At 59.5% G+C, this 12,584-nt stretch carries 12 protein-coding genes; 4 read left to right on the top strand and 8 right to left on the bottom strand.

Features of this window, described 5'->3' with window-relative positions; genetic code table 11:
• Together ACIREA_RS14910 and ACIREA_RS14905 are read left to right on the top strand one after the other, a co-directional pair.
• Positions 1 to 417: hypothetical protein (locus ACIREA_RS14910; RefSeq protein WP_397383077.1), on the top strand; the 417-nt coding region annotated here is incomplete at its 5' end.
• A 32-nt stretch (positions 418 to 449) separates the two neighbouring features.
• The gene (locus tag ACIREA_RS14905) at positions 450 to 1,100 is read left to right on the top strand and encodes a TIGR02594 family protein (RefSeq protein ID WP_397383076.1); all 651 of its coding nucleotides are present in this window, start codon (positions 450 to 452) and stop codon (positions 1,098 to 1,100) included.
• 442 nt (positions 1,101 to 1,542) lie between these two features.
• Here the strand turns inward: ACIREA_RS14905 and ACIREA_RS14900 are convergent, their stop codons facing one another.
• From ACIREA_RS14900 to ACIREA_RS14870, 7 genes are all read right to left on the bottom strand, one after another.
• Entirely contained in the window at positions 1,543 to 2,772 is a 1,230-nt protein-coding gene (locus ACIREA_RS14900; RefSeq protein ID WP_397383075.1) for a hypothetical protein, read from the bottom strand.
• 65 nt (positions 2,773 to 2,837) lie between these two features.
• Positions 2,838 to 5,567 carry a PVC-type heme-binding CxxCH protein gene (locus ACIREA_RS14895; protein WP_397383074.1) on the bottom strand — a complete coding sequence of 910 codons (2,730 nt, stop codon included), beginning with the start codon at positions 5,565 to 5,567 and terminating at the stop codon, positions 2,838 to 2,840.
• Between the two features lie 94 nt (positions 5,568 to 5,661).
• On the bottom strand, positions 5,662 to 6,165 hold the full coding sequence (locus ACIREA_RS14890; RefSeq protein ID WP_397383073.1) for an OmpA family protein: 504 nt from the start codon (positions 6,163 to 6,165) through the stop codon (positions 5,662 to 5,664).
• 6 nt (positions 6,166 to 6,171) lie between these two features.
• On the bottom strand, positions 6,172 to 7,392 hold the full coding sequence (locus tag ACIREA_RS14885) for a hypothetical protein (RefSeq protein WP_397383072.1): 1,221 nt from the start codon (positions 7,390 to 7,392) through the stop codon (positions 6,172 to 6,174).
• A 7-nt stretch (positions 7,393 to 7,399) separates the two neighbouring features.
• Positions 7,400 to 8,272 (bottom strand): TonB C-terminal domain-containing protein, encoded by an 873-nt coding sequence (locus ACIREA_RS14880; RefSeq protein ID WP_397383071.1) that lies wholly within the window; start codon positions 8,270 to 8,272, stop codon positions 7,400 to 7,402.
• Positions 8,273 to 8,701: an ExbD/TolR family protein gene (locus tag ACIREA_RS14875; protein ID WP_397383070.1), complete on the bottom strand. Its 429-nt coding sequence runs from the start codon at positions 8,699 to 8,701 to the stop codon at positions 8,273 to 8,275.
• Complete coding sequence (locus tag ACIREA_RS14870) at positions 8,698 to 9,537, bottom strand: MotA/TolQ/ExbB proton channel family protein (RefSeq protein WP_397383069.1); 840 nt, start codon at positions 9,535 to 9,537, stop codon at positions 8,698 to 8,700. The genes ACIREA_RS14875 and ACIREA_RS14870 overlap by 4 nt, the downstream gene beginning before the upstream one ends.
• Before the next feature lie 270 nt (positions 9,538 to 9,807).
• On the opposite strand from ACIREA_RS14870, the gene fbaA reads away from it, so the two are divergent.
• Positions 9,808 to 10,839, top strand: a complete 1,032-nt coding sequence (fbaA, locus tag ACIREA_RS14865) for a class II fructose-bisphosphate aldolase (RefSeq protein ID WP_397383068.1) — start codon at positions 9,808 to 9,810, stop codon at positions 10,837 to 10,839.
• Positions 10,840 to 11,110: 271 nt separating this feature from the next.
• Here fbaA and ACIREA_RS14860 read toward each other — a convergent pair whose 3' ends face one another.
• On the bottom strand, positions 11,111 to 11,584 hold the full coding sequence (locus tag ACIREA_RS14860; protein ID WP_397383067.1) for a hypothetical protein: 474 nt from the start codon (positions 11,582 to 11,584) through the stop codon (positions 11,111 to 11,113).
• 235 nt (positions 11,585 to 11,819) lie between these two features.
• Here ACIREA_RS14860 and ACIREA_RS14855 point away from each other — a divergent pair, with 235 nt between their 5' ends.
• The gene (locus ACIREA_RS14855; RefSeq protein WP_397383066.1) at positions 11,820 to 12,461 is read left to right on the top strand and encodes a histidine phosphatase family protein; all 642 of its coding nucleotides are present in this window, start codon (positions 11,820 to 11,822) and stop codon (positions 12,459 to 12,461) included.
• The last annotated feature ends 123 nt before the right edge of the window (positions 12,462 to 12,584 follow it).

Genomic DNA, 12,584 nt, shown 5'->3' with positions numbered 1-12,584 from the left:
CCTGCCCGGAGGGGTTATGGCCTGCATGAGCCCTGCAAGGCGAGTGCAGCAGATCTGCTGAAAGCGGGCTATTTGCGCAAACCTTTGTCATTTTTGCGCAAACTCGGTGTCGCGGCTATTCAGTCCGCTGCACCCCGCAAACATTCATCCTTCCGCGCTTCTTTAGCCTCTCTCACTACCCAACGATTAAAGATATCCAAGGGCCATCGCGAAGACGCCAGTAAAGTGGTCCGCACACTCCGTGTGCGGTTCTGGGCATTCGCGCATGCTGAAACCGCACAAACAACTATGCGGCCCCTTAGGTGTGCCAGCCCTCGGCTTGCGAATTCCGACAGATCCTATCCGGCGCATCCTCACTCCACCGCACATTCCATTGCGGCTTGCGCCTCTCCGCATCTCGATCTCTTTGCCATTTGAACTGTCACCCGCACTGCGGCAAGAATCAGCCCATGGCCCAATACATTGTTCAGCCCGGCGACAATCCCACTCACATTGCGAATTCCTTTGGCATGACGCTGGATCGCTTTCAAGAGCTGAACCCCACGCTGGTTGATTGGGGTTCGGGGAAATGGAAGGTGCTGTTTCCGGGCCAGATCGTGACCATTGACGGCGGTGGGGATTACGCAGCGCCGGACACCGCGGCGGCTGCGCCCACGGATTTTGCAGCACCGCCGCCTTGGATGCAGATCGCCATCATGGAGGTCGGCGTGCAGGAGTGGGCGGGAGCAGCGGACAATCCACGCATCCTGGAGTATCTGCGGAGCTGCGGGATCAGCGGCAACCTGCTGCACGATGAAACCGCCTGGTGCGCCGCTTTTGTGAACTGGTGCGTGAAGAACTCCGGCTACCAGCCACGAGGTAGCGCCAGAGTTTCCGACTGGTGGAGCTGGGGCCGCCCAGTGGTCGCGACGTATGGGGCTATCTGCATCTTGCAACCCCTCACGGTGGATCAGGCCGGCAGCGGACACATCGGATTCCTGCACGCGCAGGACGCCACCAATGTCTGGCTCCTCAGCGGCAACTCGCACAACCAGGTGCGCATCTCCGCCTATCCGAAATCCAAACTGATCCCCAACGCCCCGTTTCGCTGGGCGTTTTGAGGAGGCTCAAGGCTTCATGTCTTCGACATGCATGCGATCGGCTTTCTTGCCTGAATCATCGAATCCACGAGTGATCTGCAGGTGAATGCATGGTCATGGGATAAGTGTCATGAATGGCACTCAGTTAAGAGGATGAGGCGTGGGCTTTGGAGATTGGGTGCACAAGACCACGCGGCAGCGTTTTTGGAGTGCGGTCGCGCAGATGCAAGGCGCAAGCCTGCATCGTAGCTACCGCTTTCTCGGGGTGAAGAAGGCGCTTCGTGCTGAAACCCCCTCCAGCCCGCCTAAGCGACGTCACGACCAGCTTCCCCGCACATACAAAGGCACTGTCGCGTTCGCTCAGGCCCAAGCGCTGATGGCAGACCCCATGAAAAAACGACACTCCGCATCATCCGAGTGCCATTAAGGCCTGTCATCTGTCTTTCCTCAGATGCAGGCGCGTCTACCGCTCCGTCGGCTCCCTCATGAGATTCAGCAGGCGGGATCGGTCGATGGCCGGTGCCGGTTTGGGCGGTGCAGTGGGAGCTGCCTTGGGTTTGGATGATGTGACAGTCTTGGCCTTGGGTTTGGATTCAGTGGAAGACTTCTTCTGGGAAGTGGAGGCGGTCTTGGCTTTGGCCGGAGGCTCGTCGTCAGTCCTTGCCGGGACTTTGGCTTCTGATTTGGCCTTCTCGGCTTTGGCGTAAGCCGCTGCTTTCATGTCGGCGTCCGCCTTGGCTTTGGCGTTCTCCGCCGCAGCCTGTGCCGCAGCTTCTTCCCGTGCCTTCGCCTTGTCGGCTAGGGCCTTCGCCGCAGCTGCCTCTTTGGCCTCCGCTTTGGCCATGGCTTCGGCTTTCTCCTTCGCTTTAGCCTCGGCTCTGGCTGCCGCCTTGGCCTCTGCTTCGGCCTCTTTCTTGGCTTCGGCCTCGGCATCTGCCAGGGCCTTGTCCGCTTTCGCCTTCGCCTTGGCTTCTGCCTTTACTTGGGCGTCGGCTTCTTCCTTGGCCTTGGCTTCAGCATCCGCCAAGGCTTTGTCCGCTTTCGCCTTTGCCTTGGCTTGGGCATCGGCTTCTTCCTTGGCCTTGGCTTCAGCATCCGCCACAGCCTTGGCCTCTGCTTCGGCTTTAGCCTTGGCTGCGGCTTCGTCAGCCTCCTTTTGGGCCTGAACCTCTGCCATGGCCTTCGCTTCTTCCTCAGCTTTCACCTTGGCCTCTTCTTTGGCCCTGGCTTTGGCTTCCGCTTTGGACTTGGCTTCTGCGGCGGCGGCTGCATCCGCAATTTTACTGACGCTCACAGAGCCTTCAGGAACGATGGCACCGCCATCGATGCGGATCTTCGCGGAGTCGTTCTGACCAATGTAGAGACGGTCGTTCTTTTTCACCGTCGCTTTGCCGAGAGCCTCGGAGAACTCCGGAGTGATGGAAATGCCGGGAGCCAGCACCCAGATGGGGGATGTGGTGTCCTTGACCATCACGGCACCGCCGCTGGCCACATGGGTTTCACGGCCCCATGCGTCCTTGGTGGTGTCAATCTTCTGCGCATAGAGCCGCACAGAGCCGGTTTTACGCGTGGCAGGGTATTTGCTGCCAAGGGCTTCAGCGGAAAGTTTGAACTCGGCAGGCTCGGGAGCAGTGGAATTGCAACTGCTGAGACTGATGGCGGCGGCGAGGACGCCGAGGCGAAAAAAGGTCATGATTCAATAAAAGGGGGCTTGGGGGAGTCTGGCATTCGCAGCATCCGCAGGTCCAATGATCGCGATTATTTGCCGGTGCGCAAATAGGCGACAATATCGGCCACATCCTGGGCATTCAGCCCCAGCTGGGTGGCGCTGAGCATCATGCTGTGGTCCAGCTTCCGGCGGCTCTTGATCCGTGACCTTGCGACGTATTGATTTTGGCCGCCCATGCTCCGAATAATCATGATGTCACCTTCGGTCAGGATCATGCCATGGATGGTCCCGCCGTCCTTGGTCACGATTTCCTGCCCATCATATCCGTGCGCGATGTCCTTGCTCGGATCAATGAGCGCCTGCGCGATGATGTCTCCGGGCTGGCTTTTGCCCCAGCCATCCAGATTAGGACCGAACTCGACCCCCTGGCCGTTGATCTGATGGCACATCACGCAGCGCGTCACCATCTGCGCGCCGTTTTTGGCGTTGCCCTTCAGCTTGAGCACTTCATCCAGCTTCACATTGCTGGGGATGGCCGGCGGCGTGACGATGGTCACCAGCTTGGCACTTTCAGGGTCAAAAATGCCCGCCTTCTTCAACTCTGTGGCGATGCCAAAGCTGGCCCAGTCATCCGTGCTGCGCTTGATGAGCCACCACATGACATCGGCCTGGATGGGCGAGTCTTTGTCCTTGGCCAGTTCGAGCACCGCCAGTGCCGCGCTCGCTTCCGGGATGAAGGCGAGGGTGTCGAGCGCGAGTTTCCGCTGCTCCGCCGAGAGCTTGCCATCGGCGGCCCTTTTTGCCAAATCCGACACAGCTGCGGCGGGATGCAGACGCCAGGTAATGTGCGCAAAATCATCATCCCACGCCCCCTCGGGTTTGAGCGCCGTCCAAACAGCCTCTTCTTTTCCAGTGCAGCCAAGGCCCCAAGCCTCAAGCAGGGAACGGTCCCCACCATCAATGTGATGCGAAAGCTTGCACAGCAGTGCCACACTTTGCGCCGCCGGAACATCCCTCAGCGCCACCGCCACCTCACTCCGCACCATGGGCGAAAGATCAGTGGTCAGGTTGCTGAGAATATCAATGACATCACTGCTGGCCGCACGAATCGCACGCACTGCCACCAGGCGCTTCGTGGCATCCTCAGATTCCAGCCAGATCCTTGCCGAAATAAGCCCCGGTTCTCCAAGCTGTGCCAAAAGCCACACCGCGCGCGCGGCGATGAAAGGATTCGCATGGTCGCGCAGCTTGAGGACGGCAGGCATGTTCATATCACCGGCAGCTCTCAGACGGGTGAATGCCACGTGGCGTACGTTGGTTGCAGGTGATTGCAGCGCAGCGATCTGTCCTATGACACTATCCAGCTTGAGATTTGGAACCTTGGGCTTGAACCCTTTAGGCGCGATGCGGTAGATCGTGCCGCTGCAGGTTTCATCCGTGTCCTGATGGCCCCCGGTGCGTTTGTCGAACCAGTCACTGATGTAGATCGCGCCATCGGCCCCCACGCACACATCTGAAGGACGGAAAAGCGTGTGGCGTTCGTCGGAGAGATTGTTGGCGCCGCCCACGAAGTCGCTGCCCTTGAACACGCCGGTGGTGTTGGTGGTGCAGAAGTCGAAGCGCTCGAGCTTGAAGCCTGCGCCGTCCGGTTTTGGCAGATAGCCAAATACCACGTTGCGTCCGGTTTCACAGCTTAGCAGCAGACCGTTCCATTTTTCTCCGAGCGCGCCGTTTTCATAGAAGCACATGCCGGTGGGAGCACCGCCGCCATAGACGTCTCCGGCAGGGATGCTGCCGGGATCTTCCTGCCGCCACTCTGCGGTTGGGATGCTCTGCCCGGGGCGTTTGTCGGCACGCCACTGGCGTTTGCCGTCGCGTGAGAAGAAGCCAAAGCTGCCGCCTTCGATGAGATGGCTCACGCGGCAGGCGGGTGGATCGTCGTTGTCGTTGAGGAACATGTCCCCGTAGCTGTTGCGCACGCCTTCAAAGCTGTTCCGATAATTGTAGCCGAGGATGCGCGCATTGTGCCCGTTTTCATCAATGCTGGCGGTGAAGCCGCCGACATAGACATGGCCATCATCGCTCTTGGCACCGGTATAGGTATTGTTCAGGTAGGCACCGCCGATGCGGAAGGTGTTGCCGCTTTTGTCGCTGAACTGTGCACCGCAGTTGCCGTTGCTAAAGTACAGCCGGCCGTCGGGTCCGGCATACACGCTGTGCAGGCTGTGGTCATGCTGCGGCTGCTCAAAGCCGCTGAGGAAGATCTCGCGTTTGTCGACGGCGGGATCGAATTTCAAGTCGCGGTTCACATCCGTGTACTTGATGATGTTCGGTGCGTTGGAAACGAAGATGACGTTGTCGAAAACGGCGACGCCCAGCGGGCATTCGAGTTCCTTTTCGCGCACGAAGACGTGGCTGCTGTCGCATTTGCCATCGCCATCGGTGTCCTGCAGCACTCGCACGCAGTCGCCCTCGCGGCTGCGGCCGGAATGGCGGCGGTAGTTCACGCCTTCCGTGACCCAGATGCGTCCCGCGTGATCGACGTCCATGTTCGCCGGATTGAACAACTGCGGCGAGGTGGCCCAGACGGTGATTTCCAAACCCTCCGGCACTTTGAAGGCGCTGGGTTCGAGATGATCCGGCTTCACCTTTGAGGCATCGAAGACCGGAATGGTGGGGTCGGGAACGAAGGCGGGTTTTCCCGCGACGAAAGGCCCCTTGTCTTTTTTGCCCTTGGCGGGCTTGTCCGGGCTTGCGGACATGAGGGCAAACGGCGCGACCAAGGCGAGAACGACGAGGAGGTTTTGGCGGTTGGGCATGATTGGGGGGCGTAAGGAACGGGCGTAATCCGGTGATCTTACGTCCAGACCTCGCCGCTGTGTTGACCAACTTTTAAATCTCGCCTGAACCGCCTCAGTTCTGGCGGTAAATGACCACCACATCCGAGGATGGCCCGCTGGGGGAGAAGTCATTGCCAAAGCCCACGGTCTGCAGGCTGGCGGCTTCGAGTCCGAGTTCGATCAGGCGCTGCCGCACCGCCAGGGAACGGCGTTCGGAAAGGGAGCGGGCGTGATCTGCCGGCAGATTCGGCGCCGTGTAGCCAGCGACCAGCAGGCGGGCCTTTTTGTTCTTGGTCATCTCCTGCGCCAAGCTGTTCAGGGCCTGCTGATGTGCAGAGGTGAGCTGAAAGTTCGCGTTCTCAAACACCAGGGCAGGGCAGGCAGGCTTGAGGCTGCCATTCAGCGGGGAGGTGAAGCCTTCCCGGGGGCCGAGCGCATAGACGACCGCCTCAGAGGCGGGATTGCGCAAAAACGAAGGCATGGGAATGCTGCTGCAGGAGGCCAGCAGGAGGCAGCCCACAAGGGCGCTCGAAAGAATGGCGGCAGGGCGTTTCATCATTGGCAGGGCGGCATTCATCAGGGCTCAGCGCATCCAGCGCGGTTCGGAGATGTGGCCATAACCGCGCAGGATGGAACGACGGTTGCCGCTGCGCAGATCATGCACAAAGAGTTCACCGTGCAGAACGTAGGTGATGAAATGGCCGTTGGGGCTCCATGACGGATGTTCCGCACCGCCCGCCTGCACCACACGCACGCCCCCATTGGGATAGGGCTTGATGGCGACGGTCCATTCACCGCTGGTACGGGTGGTGAAGGCGATGTGCTTGCCATCGGGCGACCACTCGGGATCCGTGCAAAAATGGTAGCCGGTGCGCCAACGAAACAGGCGTGAGGATTCGCCTTCCTTCTGCGGGACTTCGACGACGTAGAGCTTGGGGCCGTCGCCATCATCACTGGAAAACACCAACTGACGACCATCAGGATGCCAGGAAGGACTGGAGGGAGCGCCGACAGAATCACTCACGCAGGCGGCGGTGTTCGTGTTGAGGTCACTGACAAAAATTTCCGGATTGCCGATGAAGCTCATCACGGCGGCGAGGTGCGTGCCATCCGGCGAGAAGGCCGAGCCAAAGCTGCTGCCGGGGGTGTCTGTCACGCCGCGTTCCCAGCCGACATTCAGATCCAGCAGCCGGATGATGGGAAAGCCGGTGCGATAGCTGGTGAAGGCGATCATGGATGAATCCGGCGAGAGCGAGGGAGCCACTGCCGCATGCTTGTCATGCGTGACCTGATGCACTTCGCCGCCCTCAGCATCGCAGATGTAGATCTGGCGTTTGCCGCTCACATCACTCACAAAGACGATGCGGCTGGTGGCCAGTCCCGGTCTGCCGGTGATGGTGTAGATGATGTCGTCGGTGAGGGCCTTGAGGTTCTCATCCAGTCCCGGTGCGGCATAGCTGCGCTGAAAGAGATCTTTGCCTTTGGCATCCTTCAGCTTGCCGTTGACACGCCCGCCGGATGAGGTGCCTTCCACAAGAAAGTCGGCTTTTTCGTCCGTACCTGCGACGAAGAACTCGCGTGAATCCAGCAGTTCTTGGTAAAGAGTCTGCTGCGCGCTGGCACCTGTGCCGCCGGAGAATGCCCCCACGCGAATGCGCGGCATGCTTTTCTTTGTTTCCTCGGTTTTGTTTTTGCCGCCACCCAAGCTGAACAAGCCGCGCAGTCTCTCCATGACGCCAGCCTCCGCCCGTGTGCCATGGGACACGACGAGGGTGAGAATGAGAAGCAGCGCGCGGGCGTTCATGCGGAGGTCAGGGCAGCAGAAGGAAATTGAGTTCCAGATCGTAGCTGTCTTTGGGGTAATTAGAAGGCAGCGTTGCGGAAATTTTTTTCACCTTTGCAGCGGCTTCGAGAATTGACTGATCCAGAACGTGCGAGCCGGAAAATTTGTTCATTTGCGCCTTCAAGATAGTGCCGTCCTTGCCGATGGAGATGTTCAGCCGTCCTTCGCGCTGGCCTTCCGGCACGCTTTCGATGGGGGGGGCGATCCAGCTGACTAGGAATGCCGCATTGACTGCTTCATCGATGGCATCCAAATCCACTTCCTCTGCGGCCGGGGTGGCACGGTCGGAGGGCGGAATCGCCGATGGACGCAGGGTGTTAAGTCGGGCGATGTCCATCAGCGTCGGGCTGGTCATCGGCGGAACGGGGACTCCGAACAGGGTGGTTTCGGTACGTTTTTCGGGGGCTCTGCGCAGCGTGATGCTGCGATTGGCGGAGGGTTTGGATGTTGTGGCGGCAGAGCCTGCGAACAAGGGGGCACCGGTGGTGTTTGGCACCGGCTCCATCTGATGCTGCTGAGGCGGGGCGGCGATCAGCGTGGCTTTCTGTACCGGGGGCTCGGTTGCTGGTTTGGGAGCTACAACCGGGGGCTTTTTGTCAGCCTTGGGGGATGAGGCCACCAATTTGGCCCGAGGCACAGGAGAGGACACTGGCACCTGGGATTTAAAATCACCTGGATTCATCCAGGCAAGCTGGGAGGTTCTGGCATCGCGCTTGAGGCTGCCGACATTCTGCCACCACCACCAGACGCCAAACACCGCACCCAGATGCAGCGAAACGATGACAAACATCGCTGCTGAAATGGGCTCCAGCGTCGTGGGTCGTTTACGGTTCGTCTTCAATCAGGGGGCCTCTGCATGAGTCGTGACGGCGGTCTTCTGAATGCCTGCTGTTTCAAGCAGCTGCATCGTTTCCACCAGCTGCTGCACTGGCAGGTCACGATGCATGCGCACCTCGATGCCGATGCCGGGATTGCGCTGGGCGAGTTGTTTTAAAGAAACGGGAAGGTCCGCGCGAGCGAGCATCGCGCCGTTCAACGTGACGGACTGGTCGCTGTTCACCCGCAGCGTGATTGTTTCCGTCGGAGCAGGGGCGCTGGTGGGGGCGGGAGGAGGTGTGGGGGCTGTCGCGGTCAGCATGGTCTTGTCTGCCTTGAGCAGGGGAGCTGCCAGCAGAAAGACAAACAGCAGCACCAGCACCAAATCCATCAGCGGAGTGAGGCTGATTTCGGTGATGAGGCGGAGCTGATGCCTGTTGGAGTGGCGTTTCATGCGCGGGCGTGGAAGGCGTGCATTGACGAGGGCAGGGGGGAGGAACTGCCGCTGAAGGCGGGCATGGACGGACTGCCGAGGGCGCTCATGCTGGGCAGGGCTTCGTTGGTGAAACGATGGTCCACAAAGGTGCGGTCAAAACCCGCGTTGAGCTCACTGGCGAAGTTGTCCAGCCGCACCACCATGCCGCGGATGCGGTTCACCAGTGCATTGTAACCGATCATGCTCGGGATGGCGACCAGCAGGCCCAGCACGGTGGTGACCAGTGCGGTGGTGATGCCCGGTGCCAGGGTGACGAGAGTGGCGGTGCTGCTGACAGACGTCATGGTGCTGAAGGTGTCCAGAATGCCCCAAACCGTGCCCAGCAGCCCAAGAAAGGGTGCGCTGCTCAGGGTGGTGGCCACCCAGCTCATGCGGGCTTCCAGCCGCAGCGCTGCCTCGGCCACGCTGCGCTCCATGGCCACCTGCACTGCATTCATCTGTGAAGGCGTGATGCGGCCCGCGCCTTGCAGCCGTGCGGCAAAGGTGGTGCCGGGCTCGTCCTCACCCAAAAGGTACCAGGACATCTCGCGGCAGGCTGCGTGGTATATATGGTAGAAGGAGGAAAACTCATGGGGCTCGCGCTGTTGATACAGTTCCAGGGCGTGATTGCTCTCGCGGTATTCGCGCAGAAAAGACAGGTTGGCCTTGTGCACCCGGGAGAGCAGGAAGTGCTTGCTGAGGATCACCGCCCAGCTTGTGATGGAGAAAAGTGCGAGGAAGCCGCAGATGATCCAGCAGGTCAGGGTGCTGTGTTCGAGGCCGTATTGCAGGCCGGGCGAGAGAAAGGATTCCATGGGCGGCATTGCGTGAGAAGGAGTTGCTGCTAGTTAAAAGACCTTAATAGTCGGGCGTCAACCGGCGAGTGCGAGGAGAATGGCGGGGAATCAGCTCCTTCAGCCTGAGTTTCCGGCAGCAGGTTCCGTGCGCATTGCAATGGGCGGCAGGCAAAGCCGTCATTTAATGCCGCTGGGGACCATCCCCCCCCCGCCGAATACGAAGCGCTTCTTGCACCCGGCCCGTTTCTTGCTTCCCTCAACCCCTCAACTCAAAAACACACCCCTAAGATGCCCGTAGCCACACCCGCCCAGTACCGTGCCATGCTTGATGCCGCCCAAAAGGGTGGTTACGCCTATCCGGCGATCAACGTCACCTCCATTACGACCATCAACGGCGCGCTGAAGGCCTTCGCAGAGTCCAAGTCTGACGGCATCATCCAGGTTTCCACGGGCGGCGGCGAATTTGCCTCCGGCACCTCCCTCAAAGATCAGGCCTTCGGTGCCATCGTCCTCGCTGAGGCCGCCCACCGCCTGGCAGAAAAGTACAACATCCTCGTCGGCCTCCACACCGATCACTGCCAGCCGAAGAAGGTGGACAGCTTCCTCAAGCCCCTCATCGCTGAAACCGCCAAGCGCCGCGCTGCGGGCCTCAACAACCTCTTCCAGAGCCACATGCTCGACGCCTCCGAATTGCCGCTGGCTGAGAACATGCGCCTTTCCAAGGAACTCCTCGAAGAGTGCGTGAAGCACGAAATCATCCTCGAAGTCGAAGCCGGCGTTGTCGGTGGTGAAGAAGACGGCCACGACACCAGCGGTGTCGCCGCCGACAAGCTTTACACCACCCCCGAAGACATGGTGGAAGTGTATGAGACCCTCAGCGGCATCGGTCGCTTCATGTTCGCCGCCACCTTTGGCAACGTGCATGGCAGCTACAAGCCCGGCGCTGTGAAGCTCAAGCCCACCATCCTGCGCGATGGCCAGGCCGCAGTGACCGCCAAGCACGGTGCCAATGCCGAGATGGACCTCGTCTTCCACGGCGGCTCCGGCTCCCTTCTCGAAGAAATTCGCGAGACCCTCGGCTACGGCGTCGTGAAGATGAACATCGACACCGACACCCAGTATGCCTTCACCCGTCCGATCGTGGACCACATGATGAAGAACTACGCCGGCGTCCTCAAGATCGACGGCGAAGTGGGCGACAAGAAGACCTACGACCCACGCAGCTACCTCAAGAAGGGCGAACAGGGCCTTTGTGATCGTATGAAGGAAGCCTGCAACGATTTGCTGAGCACTGGCAAGACGATCTTCGGCACGGTGTAAGGAAAGTAGGGTGGACATTCCTATCCGTCAGTTCACCATCACTCAATCTCCACGAGGGCCATGCAACCGCATGGCCCTTTTTCTTGGGAGAGGTGATGGCTAATCGCCGTGATCTGCTCCTTTTTCGAACCACACACGCGGACGATGGCTTTGTCCTTAGCACTGTGGCCGAGGAAAGAGTGGGGCGCTGGGCACCTTCTTCGCTCTGCGAGCTACGATGGATAGGTCCTTCTTCGGGCGGCAAAGCGCATCCAATGAGCTAAAGGGTGTCTTACCTGACCATGCTTTTTTCGGGGAAGTCGAACTTCTTGAGGTCGTCCTTCGGATAGATTTTGGCGGACATCTGCTCGCCTTTGCCGAAGACCACGATGACGCGTTTCCATTTGGCGGGTCCCTTTTTGATGGCTCCGGGGATGCCAAAATAAAAGGCGTATTTCTTGCCGGGTTCATAGGTGCCGGGCATGGGAATCGTTCCGCCATTGCCGCCATTGAGCTTGGAAGGCTTGTTGATCGTATGGACCAATTTGCCATCGGCGGAGTAAAAGTAGGCTTTGAGGGAAACGCCTTCCGCAGGGGAGGCGGGACTGACCGAGACTTTGGCTTCCACCGCTTCTGCGTCGTTGATCCAGGCGCCATCGACATAAACGGCCGCCGTGGTGGAGCCGACCAAATTGACCTGGAATTGAGATTCAGCCATGGCTGGCAGAGTGGTCAGAAGCAGTCCGAGGAGGAGTAGTGATTTCATAGGTGTGTTGGAATGGAGACCGAATGTGTTTACTGAAAAGGCTTAGAGGTGGCAAGATAAAACGCCTGCTAAGTGCTCCAGTTTCCGCGTTTATTTTTCGCCGACAGTGGCTGATTGCCCGAAGAACAGGCGTTGCGCTCATGTCATGCGGGGTTTCTGGCTGTTTGCGGTTGATGCCACCCCCTTCGGTTTTTCCTACCTTGCGGCTACCTGCGGACTGCATGATAAACAGAATATGAAATCCCATCTTCCGAATCATCCCATGCAGATCTATCTCATCCGCCACGGCGAGGTGGAGGAGAAGTATCACAAGGTGTTTGGGGGCTCGCGGATTGACATGGGGCTTTCGCCGCTGGGGGTGCGGATGGGGGAGGCTGTGGCGACGTGGCTGAAGGACACGAAGGTGGAGGCGATCTATGCGAGCCCGATGCTTCGTGTGCAGCAGACGCTGGCACCGCTGGCGAAGCAGACCGGCCTGGAGCCGGAGCTGATGCCGGAGCTGATGGAGATCGATTTCGGCGACTGGACCGGGAGCCGCTGGGATGAGGTGCAGACGAACTTCAACGCGAGCGCGTTTGACTGGCTGGAGATCATCGAAAACAACGGGATCGCGAATGGTGAGAGCATCGACAGCCTGATGAAGCGGGTGCAGGAGTGCCTGCTGCAGATCATCCGCGCACATCCGCACCAGAAGGTGGCGATCTTTTGCCATGGCGGCATCATTCGCGTGATGATCGCGCTGCTGCTGGAAATGCCACTGAAGCATATGGCGTTTTTCAACATCGAGTACGGCAGCATCAGCCTGGTGGAGCTGCTGCCGGAGCGGAAGCATGCGGTGGAGATTGAGCTGCTGAATTATCAGCCGCCGGTGGCTTGAATGGAAGCTTCGCGGAGCGCGGAATTTATTCCGCAGCACTCCGCGAACACCCCAAGTGCCGATGTTGTTCTGCCGTGTTCTTGAAACCGAAGATTCTCTCTGATTGCGACCCTCAGCGTGGAT

The sequence above is a fragment of the Prosthecobacter sp. genome, from assembly GCF_044373815.1.
Taxonomy (GTDB): Bacteria; Verrucomicrobiota; Verrucomicrobiia; order Verrucomicrobiales; family Verrucomicrobiaceae; genus Prosthecobacter.
The sequence above is the reverse complement of the archived record's forward strand: the minus strand, read 5'-3'. Positions and strand labels throughout refer to the sequence as shown.

Excerpts from the sequence above, each read along its gene's own strand:
- ACIREA_RS14900 (WP_397383075.1), bottom strand. The coding sequence starts at position 2,772 with ATGACCTTTTTTCGCCTCGGCGTCCTCGCCGCCGCCATCAGTCTCAGC.
- ACIREA_RS14870 (WP_397383069.1), bottom strand. The coding sequence starts at position 9,537 with ATGGAATCCTTTCTCTCGCCCGGCCTGCAATACGGCCTCGAACACAGC.
- ACIREA_RS14905 (WP_397383076.1), top strand. The coding sequence starts at position 450 with ATGGCCCAATACATTGTTCAGCCCGGCGACAATCCCACTCACATTGCG.
- ACIREA_RS14885 (WP_397383072.1), bottom strand. The coding sequence starts at position 7,392 with ATGAACGCCCGCGCGCTGCTTCTCATTCTCACCCTCGTCGTGTCCCAT.
- fbaA (WP_397383068.1), top strand. The coding sequence starts at position 9,808 with ATGCCCGTAGCCACACCCGCCCAGTACCGTGCCATGCTTGATGCCGCC.
- ACIREA_RS14855 (WP_397383066.1), top strand. The coding sequence starts at position 11,820 with ATGAAATCCCATCTTCCGAATCATCCCATGCAGATCTATCTCATCCGC.
- ACIREA_RS14875 (WP_397383070.1), bottom strand. The coding sequence starts at position 8,701 with ATGAAACGCCACTCCAACAGGCATCAGCTCCGCCTCATCACCGAAATC.
- ACIREA_RS14860 (WP_397383067.1), bottom strand. The coding sequence starts at position 11,584 with ATGAAATCACTACTCCTCCTCGGACTGCTTCTGACCACTCTGCCAGCC.
- ACIREA_RS14895 (WP_397383074.1), bottom strand. The coding sequence starts at position 5,567 with ATGCCCAACCGCCAAAACCTCCTCGTCGTTCTCGCCTTGGTCGCGCCG.
- ACIREA_RS14890 (WP_397383073.1), bottom strand. The coding sequence starts at position 6,165 with ATGAATGCCGCCCTGCCAATGATGAAACGCCCTGCCGCCATTCTTTCG.